Origin of the sequence: Amycolatopsis sp. CA-126428 (assembly GCF_002904335.1) — a bacterium.
Classification (GTDB): Bacteria; Actinomycetota; Actinomycetes; order Mycobacteriales; family Pseudonocardiaceae; genus Amycolatopsis.
On record NZ_PPHF01000136.1, the window covers coordinates 144122 to 161160 of the forward strand.

A 17039-nucleotide genomic window follows, 5' to 3' on the forward strand; every position below is an offset into this window, starting at 1 on the left:
TTACCGTGCGGATCATGGACCCACTCGGCCAGGAGGAGATCCGGGCCTCGTTCGTCAACTGCACCCGCGGCGAGGCCAAGGGCGTGACGCTGCCCGCGCGGCCCGAAGAGATCCCGTGGGAGCAGCGGGAGTTCCTCGGCTGGCGCGACCCGAAGGCACCCGCGCGCGCCTACCTCGTGCTGCCCTACGGAGGTGAGGTCGTCGGGCTCGCCCTGCGCGCGGCTCCGCCCCCGAAGTCACGCCTGCGCAGCAACATCTGCGGCTTCTGCACCACGATCCACGGGCTCGCCGACATCACGCTGTTCTCGGCCAAGCGCGCCGGGAAGCCCGGCCGCGAGGGCAACACGCTGGGCACCTACGCCTGCGGCAACCTGGCGTGCTGCCGGTACGTCCGCGGCGACCTGAAGTCCGACGTCCCGCAGCCGTTCGAGACGCTCACGCTCGAGGAGCGCATCGCGCGGCTGGAGGAGAAGCTGCACAAGTTCGTGGCGCGGGTGCTGGAGTCGCGTTAGAAGCGGTACCGCACGATGTGCGCGGTCCGGGCCAGCGGCGGGAACACCTTCAGCATCCGCATCTGGAACCGGGTGATGGGGCCCAGCTTGGCCAGCACCTCCGGCGTCGCCCAGTGCCCGGCGTCCAATGAGGACTCACACGTGAGGCCGCAGCTTTCCAGCTCGCGCGGGTCGTTGACGCCCCAGTACAGCGTCGCGCCCGCCTTGCGCACCGGCGCGTTGAGCTTCTGGATCTTGATGGCGCTCCTGCTGAAGAGGTCGCAGATCAGCTCGCCCGACGGGAACTTCCCGGCCAGGCGGCGGAACAGTTCGGTGCCGGTCTCGGGCTTCAGGTACATCGTGAGGCCCTCGGCGACGATCAGCGTCGGCCGGTCCGCCGGCACCTGGTCGAGCCACTCGAAGTCGGTCACCGACGAGCCGATGTGCGTCTGGTTCGGCGCCTGGGGGTACAGCTTTTCGCGCAGCTCGATGACCTCGGGGTAGTCGACGTCGTACCAGTGGACGGTCTCCGGCGGCGCGAGGCGCTGGAACCGCGTGTCCATGCCGCAGCCCAGGTGCAGCACGACCGCGTCCGGGTGGGCGCGCAGGTATTCGGCGGCCCAGTCGTCGATCGGCTTCGCCCGCAGGACGACCGACACCGCGCGGTCGGGGGAGATGCCGATCTTGGTGAAGTCGTAGTCGATCCGGCGGACGGCGTCGTCGGCCGCCTTGTCGCCGAGGATCGGGTGGGCGCTGCGGTAGTCGAGCGCGCGGCCGTACAGCGTCGCCAGGTTGGTGGCCTTTTCTTCGGTGAAGTGGACCTTCTCCATCACAACCCCCAGAAGTTTCACAACGTTGTGAAAAGTCTAGCGCGTTTCGGGGTGGGCGGCGTAGTCGTGCGCGTAGGTCTTGGCGTCCACCAGGTGCTTGAGGGTCAGCTCGCGCGCGGCGGCGGGATCGGCCCGGCGGATGGCGTCCAGGATGGCGCGGTGGTCGGCGACGGCCTTGCGGATCTGCCCGGGCAGCCGCAGCGCCGCCCGCCGCTCCTCGCCGACCAGGGCGAGCACGGACCGCAGCAGCCCGGCGACGTCGTCGTTCCCGGCGTTCTGCGCGATCACCCGGTGGAACTCGGCATCGGCGGCGATGACGTGCAGCATGTCCCCGTCCTCGGCGGCCTGCGCCATCTCCGCGACGTTGTCCTCGAGCCGGCTCAGCACTCTCGCCGTCGCCTGCCCCGCCAGCCGGCCGGCCAGCGTCGGCTCGACCGTCGCGCGCAGGTCGAACAGCTTCTCGACGAGCTGGTCGTGCTCGGTGAACCAGGTCCGCAGCGGCTGTTCCTGCTGCTCGCGGACGTAGGTCCCGGAGCCGGCGCGGATCTGGACGTATCCGATGGAGGCGAGGACGCGCAGGGCCTGCCGCAGCGACCCACGGCTGATCCCGAGTTCCTCGCACAGCGTGCGTTCGGCCGGCAGCCGGCTTCCCGGTGCCAGTTCGCCGGAGTCGATCAGCGACCGCAGGCGGTCGACGGTCGCGCTCCAGACCTGCTCACTGTCCACAGGCTCATCCTCTCAGCTCGCGGAACCGCCGGGGGTGGCTGCCATGATCACCGGCATGGACATCCTGGGGGCCTGGGTCCGCGGCTGGGCGGTGTCGCGGGCGACACCGGCACCGGTCGCCGAGCCCGACGGGTACCGCATCGAGGTCGGCTTGCCGGGGCACCGGGTGCGCTACCTGCTGCGCGCTCCGGCGACGGTTTCCGCTCGGGCCCGCACGGTGGCCGCGCCGGGCACGTGGCTGAAGACGTGCGGCTCGCGGTCCGCGGTCCTGCCGGCCCTGACCCCGGCGTGGACGGCGGGCGAGACGGAATACCTGATGGCGTTCGAGGGGCCGCTGCCCCCGGTCGCCGTGCCGCCGGGCTATGCGGTGACGGTAGTCGGCGATGGGCCGGCGTGGGACGTGGTCGTGTCCGCCGGCGGAGAACCGGCGGCCCGGGGCCGCATCGCGGTGGCCGGCGGTGTCGCGGTGTTCGACAAGATCGAGACGGAGCCGGCGCACCGGCGCCGCGGCCTCGGCCGGGTGGTGATGCACCGGCTGGCCGAGGCGGCGGGAGCCCGGTCGAGCGCGCTGCTGGCCTCCGAGGCCGGCCGCGGGCTGTACCGCGCACTCGGCTGGCGCGTGGTGTCCGACGTCGTCCCCGCGCACGTCCCGGAAGGAACGGCATGACAGCACGGTTCAAGGACCTCGCCCTGGACGCGAACGACCACCAGGCCCTGGCGGACTGGTGGTGCCGCGATGCGCTGACCGGTGACACTCGCCCGGAAGACGGGCCGGTCCCGATCGCCGACCCCGACCCCCGCGGGCCGCTGATCTGGCTCAACCCGGTGCGGTGACTGTCTGACCTGACACATCTGCGTCGCGGGAGTGGCCCACGGTGCTTAGGCTCCGCACGTGATTGCTTCATGACGTGGTGGCACGCCCTGATCATCGTGGTCGCCGGGGTCTGGGCGGGAACCATCAACGCCGTCGTGGGGTCGGGGACGCTCGTCACCTTCCCCGTGCTCGTCGCGCTCGGGTATCCGCCCGTGACCGCCACCACCTCGAACGCCATCGGCCTGGCGCCCGGCACGCTCAGCGGTGCCTGGGGGTACCGGCACGAGCTCACGGGCTATTGGCGGCAGACCGCCAAGTTCGCCGTCGCGTCCTTCCTCGGGGCCATCGGCGGCACCATCCTGCTGCTCTCGCTGCCGAAGGACGCGTTCGAAGCCGTCGTTCCCGTGCTCGTCGGCCTGGCCGTGATCCTCGTGATCATCCAGCCGAAAGTTTCGAAGTGGGTCGCGCAGCGGCGCGAGGAGAACGGGACCGAGCACAAACCCGGGCCGCTGCTGATGTTCTTCATCTTCCTCATCGGCATCTACGGCGGGTACTTCACCGCCGCGCAGGGCGTGATGCTGATGGCCGTGATGGGGATGCTGCTGTCGGAGCCGCTGCAGAAGCTCAACGGCGTCAAGAACGTGCTCGCCGCCGTCGTCAACCTGGTCGCCGGGCTCATCTACGCGTTCGTCGCGCCGGTCAGCTGGGCCGTCGTGCTGTGGCTGGCCGTCGGCTCGACCGCCGGCGGCTTCCTCGGCGCGAAGATCGGCCGGAGGCTGCCGCCGGCGGTGCTGCGCGGCGTGATCGTGGTGATCGGCGTCGCCGCCGTCATCCAGCTGGTCGTCAAGCAGTTCGCGAAGTGAATTCGCGCGCCGCGGCCAGGAAGAGGTCGTTCTCTTCGCGGGTCCCGATGGTCACGCGGACGCCGTCGCCGGCGAAGGGGCGCACCACCAGCTTGCGGTCCAGCGCGTGCTCGGCGAACGGGACGGCCTGGTCACCGAGCGGCAGCCAGACGAAGTTCGCCTGCGTGTCCGGCACCCGGTAACCCGCTTCCAGCAGCGCTTCCCGCACCCGCCCGCGCTCGACGACGATCTCCTGGCAGCGGGCCAGCAGCTCGTCGGCCGCGTCGAGCGAGGCCAGCGCGGCCACCTGGGCGAGCATGTTCACCGAGAAGGCCACGTACACCTGGCGAAGCGCGTCCGCGATCGGCTCGGGGGCGACCGCGTAACCGACACGGAGGCCCGCAAGGCCGTACGCCTTCGAGAACGTCCGAAGCACCATGACGTTCGACCGGCTGTGCGTGTACTCGACGCCGTCGGGCACCTCGGGATCGGTGACGAACTCCTTGTAGGCCTCGTCCAGCACGACCAGCACGTGCTCGGGCACGGCGGCCAGGAACCGCTCGAGCTCCGCGCGGCGCACCGCCGTCCCGGTCGGGTTGTTCGGGTTGCAGATGAAGACCACCCGCGTCCGGTCGGTGATCGCCGCGAGCATCGCGTCGAGGTCGAGCTCCTGGCCTTCCGTGATCGGGACCTTCACCGAAACGGCGTTCGCGACCTGCGTGACGATCGGGTACGCCTCGAAGGAGCGCCAGCCGAAGATGACCTCGTCGCCGGGCGCGCACACCGCCTGGATCGTCTGCTGGCACAGCGACACCGAGCCGCAGCCGATCGCGACGTGCTCCACCGGCACGTCCAGCTCGCGCGCCAGCCGCTCGCGCAGCACCTGCGAGCCGGTGTCGGGGTAGCGGTTGATGCCCGCGGCGGCCTCGGCGATCGCCTGCGCGACGCTCGGCAGCGCACCGCCGGGCACCTCGTTGCTCGCCAGTTTGATCGCACCTTCGATCGTCCGGCCGGGGACGTATTTCGGCAACGATTCGAGATCGGGACGCGGGGACACGGACGGCATCTTCGGCGCTCCTGGAGATCGGCGGGACGACCCGTTCACCGTATCTTTTCCGGCCGTCACCCCGCGACCGCCTTCAGGCGGGCCGGTCTCGGCGACCTGCGTCACCGGGCTTCCTCCCGTTCACCTCCAGGTGGTTGGGTGAGGCAATGACGTCGACCTCCACCGTGGACTACCAGCGCACCGGCGGCCGCACCCTGCGCCTGACCTTTTCGGAACCCGAGGGCGCGCTGCGTGGCGGCTTGGTGGTGCTCCACGAGGCCGACGGCGTCACGGACGGGGTCCGGCTGCTGCTCGCCAGCCTCGCCACCGAGGGCTGGCTGACCGTCACCCCGCACCTGGAGAACGACCGCCTCACCCAGCAGGACCTGCTCGACGCGACCGACCTCACCCTCGCCTGGCTGGTCGAGCGGGGCGTCCAGGCCGACCTGCTCGGCGTGATGGGCTTCGACCTCGGCGGCAGCGCGGCCCTCGTCGTCGCGTCGCACCGCAAGCTCGGTGCCGCGGTCAGCGTCGGCGGGCAGCAGTCCGTCGAACTCCCCGCGCTGGTCGAGATCGCCGGGCGGCTCACCAGCCCGTGGCTCGGCATGTACGGCGACGCCGGCGACGAGGCGGGCGGCGCCGAAGTCGAGCGTCTGCGCGACGCCGCCGCGTCGGCGAAGGTCGCCACGAACGTCGTCCACTACCCGGGCGCGAACCACCGCTTCGACGCCGACCCGGGTGCGGCGGCGGAGGCCTGGCAGCGCACGCTGAACTGGTTCGACGCGCACCTGCGGTAAGTGTGGGCGGGCACCACCGTTCGCCGGTGTTCCATGTCGGTTCCGACCACGGTGACTTCCGGATCCGAGGGATTAGGCTCGGGGCGTGACGCACACCGCCGACGCCCCCGAAGTGCTCTGGCGCCCCGAGCCGGGCCATGTTGCCGACACCAAGATCGAAGCCTTCCGCCGGTGGCTGCGCGCCGAGCGCGGTGTGGAGGTGGACGACTACCGCTCGCTGTGGGAGTTCTCGGTCGAGCGCGGCCCGGACTTCTGGGCGGCGGTCGCGGACTTCCTCGGCGTCCGCTGGCACGACCAGCCGGGTGAGGTGCTTTCGGGCGGGATGCCGGACGCCGTCTGGTTCGAGGGCGGCACGCTGAACTACGCCGAGCACGCGCTCACCCCCGGCGTCGCGGGCGCCGCGAAGGCCGACGACGAGACGGCGGTCATCTTCCACCGCGAAGACGGCTTCGCGAGCCACCTGACGTACGGCAAGCTTCGCGCGCAGGTCGCCGCGGCCCGCGCCGCGTTCCTCGAACTGGGCGTCGGCAAGGGCGACCGGGTCGTCGCCTTGGCGCCGAACTGCCCGCAGACACTCGTCGCGTTCCTCGCCGCGGCGAGCATCGGGGCCATCTGGTCGTCCTGCTCGCCGGACTTCGGCGTCCGCGCGGTCGCGGACCGGTTCGTGCAGATCGAGCCGAAGGTGCTCTTCGCGGTCAACGCCTACGCGTACAACGGCCGCCAGTTCGACATCCGGACGACGATCGCCGACCTCCAGGCGCAGCTGCCGTCGCTCGCCGCGACCGTGCTCGTCGAGTACGTCGGCGAGGGCCGGATGGACGGCACGCTCGACTGGGACGAGCTGCTCGCGCAGCACGCCGGCGCGCCGCTGCTGTTCGAGCCGGTCGAGTTCGCGCACCCGCTGTGGGTGCTGTACTCGTCGGGCACGACCGGCCTGCCGAAGGGCATCGTGCACGGGCACGGCGGCATCACGCTGGAGCACCTCAAGGCCCTCGCGCTGCAGACCGACCTCGGGCCCGGCGACCGGTTCTTCTGGTTCAGCACCACCGGCTGGATGATGTGGAACTTCCTCGTCTCCGGTCTGCTGGTCGGCACCACGATCGTCCTCTACGACGGCAGCCCGGGGTTCCCGGACCTGAACGCGCTCTGGCACCTGGCCGAGCAGCACCGCGTCACCTACTTCGGCACGTCGGCGCCGTTCATCCAGAGCTGCCTCAAGGCCGGCATCGAGCCCGCCGAGCGCTACGACCTGACCGGCCTGCGCGCGCTGGGCTCCACGGGCGCGCCGCTGAGCGTCGAAGGCTTCCGGTGGATCGTCGACGAGGTCGGGAAGAACGTCCAGATCTGCTCGGTCTCCGGCGGCACCGACCTGTGCGCGGCGTTCGTCGCGTCGGCGCCCGACGTGCCGGTGTGGCTCGGCGAGCTGTCCTGCCCGGCGCTCGGTGCCGCGGTGAACGCCTTCGACGAGGCGGGCAACGCCGTCGTCGAGCAGGTCGGCGAGCTGGTCATCACGAAGCCGATGCCGTCGATGCCGGTGTTCTTCTGGAACGACCCCGACGGCTCGCGGCTGCGTGAGGCGTACTTCGAGATGTACCCCGGGCTGTGGCGCCACGGGGACTGGATCCGGATCACCGACCGCGGCTCGGCGGTGATCTACGGCCGCAGCGATTCGACGCTCAACCGCGGCGGCGTCCGGATGGGCACGGCGGAGTTCTACCGGGTCGTCGAGGGCTACGACGAGATCGCGGATTCCCTGGTCGTGGACACTTCGGCGGCCGGGAACGAGGATGGTCAGCTGATCTGCTTCGTGGTGCTCGCCGGTGGCGTCGCGCTCGAAGACGTCGAGCCGCGGCTGCGCAAGGAGCTTCGTAGCGCGCTGTCACCGCGCCATGTACCCGATCGGTTTGTCGTGGTTTCCGAGATTCCTCGTACCTTGAACGGTAAGAAGTGTGAGGTACCGGTGAAGAAGATCCTCGCCGGTGTGGCTCCCGACCGGGCCGTCAGCCGTGACGCACTGGCCAACCCGGCGGCGCTGGCGCCGTTCGTGGAGCTCGCCGGGGGGTAGATGGGGGAAGCATGATCATCCACGGCGGGTTGTACAGGTGGTGACGGGGACACGCGCGCAGATCACCTGGAAGGCGGCCGGGGCCACCACGGTCGGGGCGATCACCTGGGTGACCCGGCTGGCGGGGCTGATGACCCTGGTCTCGATCCTGATCCCGGCCGGGCGGCGCAGCCTGCGCGGGCACCTGGCCGAGTGGCTGGAGCTGCCGCAGGAGGCCACGGTCGCCGCGGCGACCGTGGCGCTGGTCATGGGGGTACTGCTGGTGATGCTGGCCGCGGGGCTCCGGCGTCGCAAGCGCCGGGCCTGGCAGCTGGCGGTCGGCGCGACGGTGCTGCTCACGATGTCGCACCTCGGGCTGAAGCACGTCTTCGGCGCCGGCCTGGTGTCGGTGGTGCTGCTGGTGGGCCTGATCGCGAACCGGCGCTACTTCGTGGCGAAGCCGGACCCGGTGGTCGGCCGCTGGCGGGCGGTGCGGGTCTTCGTCCAGCTGGCGATGGCCGGGTTCGTGATCAACGTCATCCTGCTGTCCGTGGCGCCGCACACGGCCCTGGAGCCGATGGGCTTCGGCGACCGGCTCGCGGAGTCGGCGCTCGCGCTGGTCGCCGCGAGCGGGCCCGCGGTGTTCCACCAGATGTGGCTGGAGGACCTCACCGCCGCCGTCGGCCTGCTGTTCGGCCTCGCCGCCCTCCTGGTTTCGGCGTACTTCCTGCTGCGCTCGGCCGAGCCGGCGCCGCGGCTGAGCGACGAGGAGGTCGCGCGGCTGCGCCGGCTGCTGGACGAGCACGGCGAACGGGACTCGCTCGGGTACTTCGCGTTGCGGCGGGACAAGTTCGCGGTGTTCTCGAAGACGGGCAAGGCCGCGGTCACCTACCGCGTGATCGCCGGGGTCGCGCTCTGCTCGGCCGACCCGCTGGGCGACCACGAGGCCTGGCCGGGCGCGATCGAGGAGTACCTGGAGGTCTGCCGCCGCGGCGGCTGGGTCCCGGCGGCGATGGGCGTGTCGGAGCTCGGCGCCACGGTCTGGGCCCGCTTCGGCCTGGAGGTCCTGGAGATCGGCGACGAAGCCGTCGTCGACGCGGCCGGCTTCACCCTGGACGGCCGCACCATGCGCGGCGTCCGCCAGGCGGCGGCCCGCACCAAGCGCGCGGGCTACAAGGTGCTGGTGCGCCGGGCCGAGGACCTGCGTCCCGGCGAACTGGCCGAACTGGAGGTCCTGGCGGCCAACTGGCGCGGAACGGACACCGAGCGCGGCTTCTCGATGGCGCTGGGCCGCATGGGCGACCCCCGTTCAGTGCTGGTGACAGCCGAGCAGGGCGGCCGCGTCCGCGGCGTGCTCCAGTTCGTACCGTGGGGACCGACCGGGCTCTCCCTGGACGTCATGCGCCGCGACCGCACGGCCGACAACGGCGTCAACGAGCTGATGATCTCGGAGCTCCTGCTGGCGGCAAGCCGCCACGGCGTCTCACAGGTCTCCCTGAACTTCGCGGCGTTCCGCGCGCTGATGGAACAAGGGCAGCGCATCGGCGCGGGCCCGGTCGCCAAGTCGGCGGCGAAGGTGCTGCACTTCTTCTCGCGCTGGATCCAGATCGAGACGCTGTACCGCTTCAACGCGAAGTTCCAGCCACGCTGGGTGCCTCGCTACTTGGTGTATCCGGGAGTGCGCGAACTCCCGCGCGTCGGCATCGCAACGTTCGAGGCCGAAGGCCTGGGCGGCCGCTCTCCGCGCCTGCTCAGGCTGCTGCGCCGAGCGTGAGGGGGGTGCTGTCGAAGGGGGTTCGGGGGGTGTGTAACCTATCTGAGCAGTGGTCGTTGGGCCCAGGAGGCTTCGCCTAGTCTGGTCTATGGCGCCGCACTGCTAATGCGGTTGGGGGTAACCCCCCCTCCCGGGTTCAAATCCCGGAGCCTCCGCTGGTGCCCGGTTCGCCGGGTGCTAGGTTACAACTGAACACGCGCCCGTAGCTCAGCTGGATAGAGCATCTGACTACGGATCAGAAGGTCAGGGGTTCGAATCCCTTCGGGCGCACGTCTGGTTGAGACAGCAAACGGCCCCCTCTCACGAGGGGGCCGTTTCTCTTTTCCGTGCGGCGCTTGCGGGCCGGTGGCGTCCGCGCGTCGAAATGTGTTTCGGGTGACCGAGTATTGCCTTCGCGGCCGGAAACGAGTGGGCCGCGGCTAACCGGCGCCGTAGCAGAGGAAGCCCGAGGCCGCGGCCTTCGTGGCCGGGTCGGCGTTCCGGAAGTCCCGGCGCGCCATGGCCAGCGCCGTGGCCGGGCCTGCGCCCCCGCGGAGGTGGCTGTGCAGGCGCAGCATCAGGGCGTGGCTTGCCTCGTCCGGTACCGGGACCACGCTCGCGATCAGGCTCGTCGCGCCCATCGCGAGCAGGGCCGCGGCCAAGCCGAGCAGCTCGTCGCCCGGGCGGACCACGGACAGGCCGGATTCGCACGCGGACAGGATGACGTGCTTCGGGGGCCGGGGCAGCCGTTCCAGGTCGTAGACCGTCAACGGGCCGTCGACCAGCTGGAGGGCCGAAAAGAGCGGGTTGTCCGCGCGGAACCGGCCGTGGGCCGCGATGTGGGCCAGCTCGGCGCCGTCGAGGGCCGCTGTCACCGCTGTGACCGTTGCGTTGCGGCCCGTGAACCTCCGGGCGCCTCGGTAGCGGCTCGCCAGCGTCACGACTTCGGCGACCGAGTGCGGCAGGCCCGGGCCCGCGGCGAACACCCGGGCTCCGGTCGAGCCCGCCGTCGCGGTGGCGGCGCGCAGCCACAGCGCCGCCGACGGCGTCACCGACACCGGGCGACCGGCGCAGGACGGCAGCACCGCCCACGGCATCGCGTGCAAGGCGCCCGTCGGCACGATGATCAGCGGGCCGTCGCCGAGGTCCGGCCGCAGCGGCTCGACGAGCCACCGGTCCAGGACGGCGGCCTGGTGCTCGACCAGGCCCGGGCCGGCCGGGAGCGCGGTCGACGTGCCGTAGGCGAGCCGGCGCAGGCCGAAGCGCAGCGCCGTCAAGGCTTGCTCGATCTCGGCGACCGCGCCCAGCCGGTGCAGCCGGACCGAATCCGCGTGGACGACGACGGCGTGCAACTCGCCGTCCGCGGCCACGTACTCCACCAGCGCCGCCGGGCCGAGCGCGGCGCGCAGCCCGGCGACGGAGTCCAGCGCCCCGATCCGCGCGCCGAGATCCCCGTTCACGCGGTGGGAGCGTCGCCGGATCGCCGACTCGAGGGCTTTTTGCCGGCGCAGCAGGACCGCCGGGTCGCCGCCGCCCTCCGCGGCCGCGCCCAGCCCGGCCACGACCTGACGCAGCTCGGCGAGCTGCCGGCCCAGTTCGGCGTCGGCCACCGGCCGGGCGGGCCGCAGCAACAGAGCGCCCGCGCGCCAGCGCTCCAGCCAGGTCAACACCGCCTCCGGGTCCCCGGACTCCATCGCGAGCCGCAGGCCGAGGCGGGCGAGCTCGCCGGCGTGGCCCGCCGCGTGCACCCGCAGTTCGGTGGCCCCGAGGCCAGCGCGGAACCGCTCGAGCACCCGGATCCCCGCCAGGATCGCGGTTTCCGCGCCGGCCCGGTCCCCTTCGGACAGCCGGAGCAGGGCGCGCGCGTGCCACGCCCGTGCCTGCTGCTCCGCCGGCCGGCCGCGGTGCGCGAACGCCGGGTGGGCGAGCTCGCGCCGCGCGACGGCGACGCGGCCGGCCTCGAGCGCGGTCCGGGCCACGATCAGCCGCGCGTCCAGCGCCTCCACCACCCAGCCCGCCCGCAGCAGGGCCGCGGCCGACCGGCGGCCCGCGCGGATCACGGCGTCGCCCCGGTGGCCGCCTTCCCAGCGCGCCCGCAGCGCGAGGTAGCCGGCGAGGGCCGCCCAACCGGGACGGCGTTGCCCGATCGCGGACCGCCGCGCCCGTTCGGCCTGCTCACCCGCCACCTCGATGTCCCCGTCGAGCAGCGCCGCGCGCGCGAGCAGCAGCCGGGCCTGGACGAGGTCGACGGCGTTGCGCTGGCCGGCGAACCGCTCCACCGCCAGCTCGGCCGCCTGCCGCGCGTCCTTCACCAGGAGCGCCGAGAGCAGTGCTTCGGCCCGTTCGATCGGCAGCAGTCCCGGGTCCCGTCCCGAATCCCGGTACTGCTCGGCGGCTTCGTCGAACGCGGCCAGCGCGGCCGGCAGGTCCCCGCGGGCGACGGCGGCGAGCCCGCGGTTGTGGTGGACGGTCGCGGTCTTGCCCAGGTACCCGCTCGCCGTGTACGCGGCTTCGGCGCGGCCGAGGTCTTCCTCGGCGGCCCGCCAGTCCCGCCGGTGCACGTGGACGAGGCTGCGGTTGTTGCGGATGTCGGCCTCCAGCACCGCGTCCCCACCGGATCGCCGCAGCGCGGCCAGCGCGTCGCCGTACCCGGCCGCGGCCTCGTCGAAGCGGCCGGCCTCGGTCAGCACCAGCGCCCGCAGCATCCGCAGCCGCGCGCGGGATGAGCCGTGCAGGGCGGGCGCGGCCCGGTCGAGCTGCGCGAGCGCGTCGTCGAACCGGCCGGTCAGCGACCGCAGGTACGCCAGCGATCCCCGCGCTTCGGCCGCCCGGACGGCCAGTCCCGCCGCTTCCGCGGTCCCGACCGCGGCGAGCAGGTACCGCTCGGCCGTGGCCAGGTCGCCCAGCGCCGTGTGCGCCATCCCGAGGGCCCGCTCGGCGACGGCCACCGGTTCGCGGCCGTCACCCGCGGCGGCCAGGACGAGCTTCGCGAGCCGGCACGCCCGGGGCGGCGCGGTGTAGGCGAGGTCGACGGCGTCGAGGGCGCGACGCAGATTCGCACCGCCCTCCTCGCTGGTCATTTCCGCCTCGGCTTTCCGGCTACGCTGTATCAAACGGGTTCGTCACATTATCTCTATCGCGCGAAACCACTTCGGCACATCAGGAGGGCAACCGATGGGCGGACGACAGGGCGGCGCGGCGACACTGCAGCTCCACAGCCTGAAGCAGCTGATCGAACGGGACGTCGAGGTTTCCGCCGACGTCGTCGTCGGGGTGGTCGACACCGGCGTGGTCGTGCTCGGGGGAAAGCCCCACCCGTACCTCGAAAAGAATCTGGTCGACGGCTGGCAGGACAACGAGGACATCCTGCCGGAGGACCTCCTGGAACTGGGCCGGTTCGACGGCCACGGCACGTTCGTCGCCGGGCTGATCAAGCAGGAGGCCCCGGGAGTGCGCATCGACGTGCGCCGCGCGCTGGACCTCTCGGACACCCGGAAGCCCGATCAGGTCGTCGCGGACTGCATCAGGGCGCTCGCCAGGGTGGACCACCTGCGGGTCGTCAACCTGTCGTTCTTCGGCGAGTCGGCGGAGGAAAACCAGGAGCCGGCCGAACTCAAGAGCGCGCTCGAGGAATTGTTCGACGAAAAGCCCGGCGTCGTGGTCGTCACGGCGGTCGCGAACCGGTGGACCGCCGACCGGCACTGGCCCGCCGCGTTCACCGAATGTTTTCCGCGGCTGATCGCGGTGGGGGCGACCGACGAATCCGTGACACCGGTTCCCCGTCTGCGGCCGCCGAGGGCGAGCTTCTGCAGCTGGTGGGACGGCGTCGACGTGTTCGCCGGCGGCTGCGGGGTCCTCGGCCCCAGCGTGCTGCGCACGATTCCGGGGCTCGTCGAGCAGGACACGTTCAGCTTCAGCACGTGGAGCGGCGCGTCCTTCGCCGCGGCGAAGGTGTCGGGTCTGCTCGCCAAGGCGTTCGCCGGCGGCGCGTCCTCCGCCGAGGACGCGATCGAGAAGGTGATCTCTCCGTCGCTGCCGCGCATCCCGCTCCCGGGGCAGTCCGCCGACAAGCCCGTCATCCTCGGGAACTGGCCTTCGGAGTAGCCCGTCCCGGCCCGGTATCAGCGGGCCGGGAGGTCCCTCTGCTTTACGCACCCGCCGACAGCCGGCGCGTACAGCGAGGAGGGGTCTCATGGCACAGGCAACCGTTTTCCGGAAGCGTCCCTGCCACAACTGCGGCGGACGCTACTTCGTCGCGACGATCTCGGTGTTCTGGGCGGTGCTCGCCATCGCCATCGCGCTCGGGGGCATCGCGAAGGCCGTCGCCGGCAGCGGCGTGCTGGCCGCGGCGCACGGCGGCATCCCGCACCCCACCAACATCGTGGGGGCCGGGTTCTGGGCCGTCGGCGGAATCGTCGTCGCCGGGTTGGTGGCGCTGATCGGCCGCGGCTACCGCTGCATCGGCTGCGACAGCCCGCGGTGATCACTGCGCTGCGTAACCGGACTGGACCAGTGTGACGGCGGTACCGAGCACTGGTCTTGACCACCGGCCACGCTGCGTGGTGACGCTTCCCTAATTGGTCTGGACCACGTAACGTTTGGGCAAACGGCGCAAAACACCGCCCTGGTCCCCGCCGGCGGTGTCGATCCCGCACCTGGCTCAAAGGAGAGCGATGTCCAGAAAGAGATGGCACCTGCTCGGTCTCTTCACCGCGGTCGGCGCGATCGCGGTCGGCCTCGTCACCGTCCCGGCGAGCGCCGCCGGTGGCGTCGGCGCCGCCTTCAGCAAGGGCTCCGACTGGGGCACCGGGTACGAGGGCAAGTACACGATCAGCAACGGCTCGGGCTCGACGCTGCCGAGCTGGACGGTCGAGTTCGACCTGCCTTCCGGCGCGAAGATCGGCTCGCTGTGGGACGGCAGCTACACCGCGTCCGGCCAGCACGTCACGGTCAAGAACACCTGGAACGGCAACGTCGGCAACGGCGCCACCGCCAGCTTCGGCTTCAACGTCAGCTATTCCGGCACCTACTCGGCCCCGGCGAACTGCAAGCTGAACGGCGGTTCCTGTGACGCCGGCGGCGGCACCCCGACCACCACGCCGACCACGCCGACGCAGCCGACCACCACCCCGACGGCGCCGACCACGCCCACCACCCCGCCGACGACGACCACGCCGCCCCCGCCGGGCGGGCTGAAGAACGTCGGCTACTTCGTGCAGTGGGGCGTCTACGGGCGCAACTACCACGTCAAGAACATCGAGACCTCGGGCTCGGCGAGCAAGCTGACGCACATCAACTACGCGTTCGGCAACGTCAAGAACGGCCAGTGCACGGCGAACGACGACCCGTACGCCGACTACCAGAAGACCTACGACGCCGCGGGCAGCGTCGACGGTGTCGCCGACACCTGGGACCAGCCGGTGGCCGGCAACTTCAACCAGCTGCGCAAGCTGAAGAAGCTGCACCCGGGCCTCAAGGTGATCTGGTCGTTCGGCGGCTGGACCTACTCGGGCGGCTTCGGGCAGGCGTCGCAGAACGCGGCCGCGTTCGCGCAGTCCTGCTACAACCTGCTCAAGGACCCGCGCTGGGCGGACATCTGGGACGGCATCGACATCGACTGGGAGTACCCCAACGCGTGCGGCCTTTCCTGTGACACCAGCGGTGCCGCGGCCTACAAGAACCTGATGGGCGCGCTGCGCTCGAAGTTCGGCTCGTCGTTCCTGATCACCTCGGCGATCACGGCCGACGGCAGCAACGGCGGCAAGCTCGACGTCGCCGACTACGGCGGCGCCGCGCAGTACGTCGACTGGTACAATGTGATGACCTATGACTACTTCGGCGCTTGGGCCGCCCAGGGCCCGACCGCCCCGCACTCGCCGCTGACCAACTTCAACGGCATCCCGACGCCGGGCTTCTACTCCGACGCGGCGATCCAGAAGCTGAAGAGCAAGGGCGTCCCGTCGAGCAAGCTGTTGCTGGGCATCGGGTTCTACGGCCGCGGCTGGACCGGCGTCACGCAGGACGCCCCGGGTGGCACCGCGACCGGCCCCGCGCCGGGCACCTACGAGCAGGGCATCGAGGACTACAAGGTCCTCAAGAACACCTGCCCGTCGACCGGCACCTTCGCCGGCACCGCGTACGCGAAGTGCGGCAGCAACTGGTGGAGCTACGACACCCCGTCGACCATCGGCGGCAAGATGTCCTACGCCAAGCAGCAGGGTCTCGGCGGCGCCTTCTTCTGGGAGCTGACCGGCGACACCACCGGCGGCGAGCTCATCACCGCGATGAAGAACGGCCTGTCATGAGGCGCCGGTGGTTGCCCGCACTCGGGCTGGCGGCCGCGGCCGCCACGATCGGCGCGATGTTCGTGATCGCCCCGGCGAACGCGGCGGGCGGCGTGTCCGCGACCTTCTCGAAGGGCTCCGACTGGGGCACCGGGTACGAGGGCAAGTACACGATCGCCAACGGCTCGGGCTCGACGCTCGCCACCTGGACCGTCGAGTTCGACCTGCCCTCCGGCGCGAAGATCTCGTCGCTGTGGGACGGCAGCTACACGGCGTCCGGCCAGCACGTCACGGTGAAGAACACGTGGAACGGCAACGTCGCCAACGGCGGTAGCGCGAGTTTCGGCTTCAACGTGGCGTACTCCGGTTCGTACGCCGCGCCGTCGAACTGCAAGCTCAACGGTGGGTCGTGTGCGGCCGGGGGCACACCCCCGACAACAACACCGCCCACTACGACGCCGCCTGTGACGACGACCCCGCCGACCACCACGACCCCGCCCCCGCCGGGTGGCCGTGGCGCGCCGTACCTGTACATGGGCTGGGGCAGCCCGCCCAACCCGCAGACGGTGATGAACGCGACCGGGGTCAAGTGGTTCACCATGGCGTTCGTCAACGCCGGCGGTGGCTGCACCCCGGCGTGGGACAGCAGCCGGCCACTGCAGGGCAGCGCCGACGCCACCGCGATCTCGCAGATCAAGGCGGCGGGCGGCCAGGTCGTCCCGTCGTTCGGCGGCTGGAGCGGCAACAAGCTGGGCCCGAACTGCTCGACGTCCGCCGCGTTGGCGGGCGCCTACCAGCAGGTGATCAGCGCCTACGGGCTGAAGGCGATCGACATCGACATCGAGAACTCCGACGAGTTCGAGAACGAGGCCGTGCAGGATCGCATCCTGGGCGCGCTGAAGATCGTCAAGCAGAACAACCCGGGCATCCAGACGATCCTGACGTTCGGCACGTCGACGACCGGCCCGAACTACTACGGCAACCGGCTCATCGACCAGTCGAAGGCGCTGGGCGCGAACGTGGACGTGTTCACGATCATGCCGTTCGACTTCGGCGGCGGCGCGAACATGTACAACAGCACGGTGAGCGCGGCGAACGGCCTGCGCGACAAGCTGAAGTCGACGTTCGGCTGGTCCGACGCCACCGCGTACGCCCACCTGGGCATCTCGGGGATGAACGGCCTGTCCGACCAGCAGGAGCTGACGGACCTGTCGACGTGGACCCAGATCACGAACTGGGCCAAGTCGAACAAGATCGCCCGCCTGGCGTTCTGGTCGGTCAACCGCGACCGCGGCTGCCCCGGCGGCGGCGTCCAGTCGACGTGCAGCGGCATCGCCCAGAACGACTGGGACTTCACGAAGGTGACAGCGGGCTTCTGACGCCTCGTGAGTGGTAAGGAGGGTTAGAACCCTC

15 protein-coding genes and 2 tRNA genes are annotated in these 17039 nt (G+C 71.3%); 13 read left to right on the forward strand and 4 right to left on the reverse strand.

The annotated features are described in order from the left end of the window. The first annotated feature begins 14 nt into the window (after window positions 1–14). Window positions 15–512, forward strand: a complete 498-nt coding sequence (locus C2L58_RS33645; protein ID WP_103341685.1) for an FBP domain-containing protein — start codon at window positions 15–17, stop codon at window positions 510–512. Here C2L58_RS33645 and C2L58_RS33650 read toward each other — a convergent pair. Further along, the gene (locus tag C2L58_RS33650; protein WP_199191583.1) at window positions 509–1321 is read right to left on the reverse strand and encodes a class I SAM-dependent methyltransferase; all 813 of its coding nucleotides are present in this window, start codon (window positions 1319–1321) and stop codon (window positions 509–511) included. The genes C2L58_RS33645 and C2L58_RS33650 overlap by 4 nt on opposite strands. A gap of 36 nt (window positions 1322–1357) precedes the next feature. Then, window positions 1358–2047 carry a FadR/GntR family transcriptional regulator gene (locus C2L58_RS33655; protein ID WP_103341686.1) on the reverse strand — a complete coding sequence of 230 codons (690 nt, stop codon included), beginning with the start codon at window positions 2045–2047 and terminating at the stop codon, window positions 1358–1360. A 43-nt stretch (window positions 2048–2090) separates the two neighbouring features. Between C2L58_RS33655 and C2L58_RS33660 the strand changes: the two genes are divergently transcribed. The 3 genes from C2L58_RS33660 (at window position 2091) to C2L58_RS33665 (ending at window position 3724) form a co-directional block, all read left to right on the forward strand. Next, the gene (locus C2L58_RS33660; RefSeq protein ID WP_103341687.1) at window positions 2091–2714 is read left to right on the forward strand and encodes a GNAT family N-acetyltransferase; all 624 of its coding nucleotides are present in this window, start codon (window positions 2091–2093) and stop codon (window positions 2712–2714) included. Then, on the forward strand, window positions 2711–2881 hold the full coding sequence (locus C2L58_RS48875; protein ID WP_199191584.1) for a hypothetical protein: 171 nt from the start codon (window positions 2711–2713) through the stop codon (window positions 2879–2881). Before C2L58_RS33660 ends, C2L58_RS48875 begins: the two co-directional genes overlap by 4 nt. A 69-nt stretch (window positions 2882–2950) precedes the next feature. Next, window positions 2951–3724 carry a sulfite exporter TauE/SafE family protein gene (locus C2L58_RS33665; protein ID WP_103341688.1) on the forward strand — a complete coding sequence of 258 codons (774 nt, stop codon included), beginning with the start codon at window positions 2951–2953 and terminating at the stop codon, window positions 3722–3724. Here the strand turns inward: C2L58_RS33665 and hisC are convergent. Beyond that, a complete protein-coding gene (gene hisC, locus C2L58_RS33670) occupies window positions 3705–4769 on the reverse strand; it encodes a histidinol-phosphate transaminase (protein WP_103341689.1) in 1065 nt (354 codons plus the stop codon). The genes C2L58_RS33665 and hisC overlap by 20 nt on opposite strands. Before the next feature lie 146 nt (window positions 4770–4915). Between hisC and C2L58_RS33675 the strand changes: the two genes are divergently transcribed. From C2L58_RS33675 to C2L58_RS33695, 5 genes are all read left to right on the forward strand, one after another. Further along, complete coding sequence (locus C2L58_RS33675) at window positions 4916–5545, forward strand: dienelactone hydrolase family protein (RefSeq protein ID WP_103341690.1); 630 nt, start codon at window positions 4916–4918, stop codon at window positions 5543–5545. Window positions 5546–5630: 85 nt separating this feature from the next. Next, window positions 5631–7610, forward strand: coding sequence for an acetoacetate--CoA ligase (locus tag C2L58_RS33680; protein ID WP_103341691.1), 1980 nt, complete (start codon window positions 5631–5633; stop codon window positions 7608–7610). 37 nt (window positions 7611–7647) lie between these two features. After that, the gene (locus tag C2L58_RS33685) at window positions 7648–9363 is read left to right on the forward strand and encodes a phosphatidylglycerol lysyltransferase domain-containing protein (RefSeq protein WP_103341692.1); all 1716 of its coding nucleotides are present in this window, start codon (window positions 7648–7650) and stop codon (window positions 9361–9363) included. Window positions 9364–9428: 65 nt separating this feature from the next. Continuing rightward, window positions 9429–9518, forward strand: a tRNA-Ser gene (locus C2L58_RS33690). A gap of 41 nt (window positions 9519–9559) precedes the next feature. Beyond that, window positions 9560–9633 (forward strand) — tRNA-Arg (locus tag C2L58_RS33695). A 149-nt stretch (window positions 9634–9782) separates the two neighbouring features. On the opposite strand, the gene C2L58_RS33700 is transcribed toward C2L58_RS33695, so the two are convergent. Next, window positions 9783–12422: a CHAT domain-containing protein gene (locus tag C2L58_RS33700; protein ID WP_103341693.1), complete on the reverse strand. Its 2640-nt coding sequence runs from the start codon at window positions 12420–12422 to the stop codon at window positions 9783–9785. Between the two features lie 94 nt (window positions 12423–12516). Between C2L58_RS33700 and C2L58_RS33705 the strand changes: the two genes are divergently transcribed. From C2L58_RS33705 to C2L58_RS33720, 4 genes are all read left to right on the forward strand, one after another. Then, on the forward strand, window positions 12517–13446 hold the full coding sequence (locus tag C2L58_RS33705) for a S8/S53 family peptidase (protein ID WP_103341694.1): 930 nt from the start codon (window positions 12517–12519) through the stop codon (window positions 13444–13446). Between the two features lie 88 nt (window positions 13447–13534). Next, on the forward strand, window positions 13535–13825 hold the full coding sequence (locus C2L58_RS33710; RefSeq protein WP_103341695.1) for a hypothetical protein: 291 nt from the start codon (window positions 13535–13537) through the stop codon (window positions 13823–13825). A gap of 190 nt (window positions 13826–14015) precedes the next feature. Continuing rightward, entirely contained in the window at window positions 14016–15647 is a 1632-nt protein-coding gene (locus C2L58_RS33715; RefSeq protein ID WP_103341696.1) for a glycosyl hydrolase family 18 protein, read from the forward strand. Next, entirely contained in the window at window positions 15644–17005 is a 1362-nt protein-coding gene (locus C2L58_RS33720; RefSeq protein WP_103341697.1) for a cellulose binding domain-containing protein, read from the forward strand. The genes C2L58_RS33715 and C2L58_RS33720 overlap by 4 nt, the downstream gene beginning before the upstream one ends. Window positions 17006–17039: the final 34 nt, after the last annotated feature.

Excerpts from the sequence above, each read along its gene's own strand:
- C2L58_RS33645 (WP_103341685.1), top strand. The coding sequence starts at position 15 with ATGGACCCACTCGGCCAGGAGGAGATCCGGGCCTCGTTCGTCAACTGC.
- C2L58_RS33650 (WP_199191583.1), bottom strand. The coding sequence starts at position 1,321 with ATGGAGAAGGTCCACTTCACCGAAGAAAAGGCCACCAACCTGGCGACG.
- C2L58_RS33660 (WP_103341687.1), top strand. The coding sequence starts at position 2,091 with ATGATCACCGGCATGGACATCCTGGGGGCCTGGGTCCGCGGCTGGGCG.
- C2L58_RS48875 (WP_199191584.1), top strand. The coding sequence starts at position 2,711 with ATGACAGCACGGTTCAAGGACCTCGCCCTGGACGCGAACGACCACCAG.
- C2L58_RS33665 (WP_103341688.1), top strand. The coding sequence starts at position 2,951 with ATGACGTGGTGGCACGCCCTGATCATCGTGGTCGCCGGGGTCTGGGCG.
- hisC (WP_103341689.1), bottom strand. The coding sequence starts at position 4,769 with ATGCCGTCCGTGTCCCCGCGTCCCGATCTCGAATCGTTGCCGAAATAC.
- C2L58_RS33675 (WP_103341690.1), top strand. The coding sequence starts at position 4,916 with ATGACGTCGACCTCCACCGTGGACTACCAGCGCACCGGCGGCCGCACC.
- C2L58_RS33700 (WP_103341693.1), bottom strand. The coding sequence starts at position 12,422 with ATGACCAGCGAGGAGGGCGGTGCGAATCTGCGTCGCGCCCTCGACGCC.
- C2L58_RS33705 (WP_103341694.1), top strand. The coding sequence starts at position 12,517 with ATGGGCGGACGACAGGGCGGCGCGGCGACACTGCAGCTCCACAGCCTG.
- C2L58_RS33710 (WP_103341695.1), top strand. The coding sequence starts at position 13,535 with ATGGCACAGGCAACCGTTTTCCGGAAGCGTCCCTGCCACAACTGCGGC.
- C2L58_RS33715 (WP_103341696.1), top strand. The coding sequence starts at position 14,016 with ATGTCCAGAAAGAGATGGCACCTGCTCGGTCTCTTCACCGCGGTCGGC.
- C2L58_RS33720 (WP_103341697.1), top strand. The coding sequence starts at position 15,644 with ATGAGGCGCCGGTGGTTGCCCGCACTCGGGCTGGCGGCCGCGGCCGCC.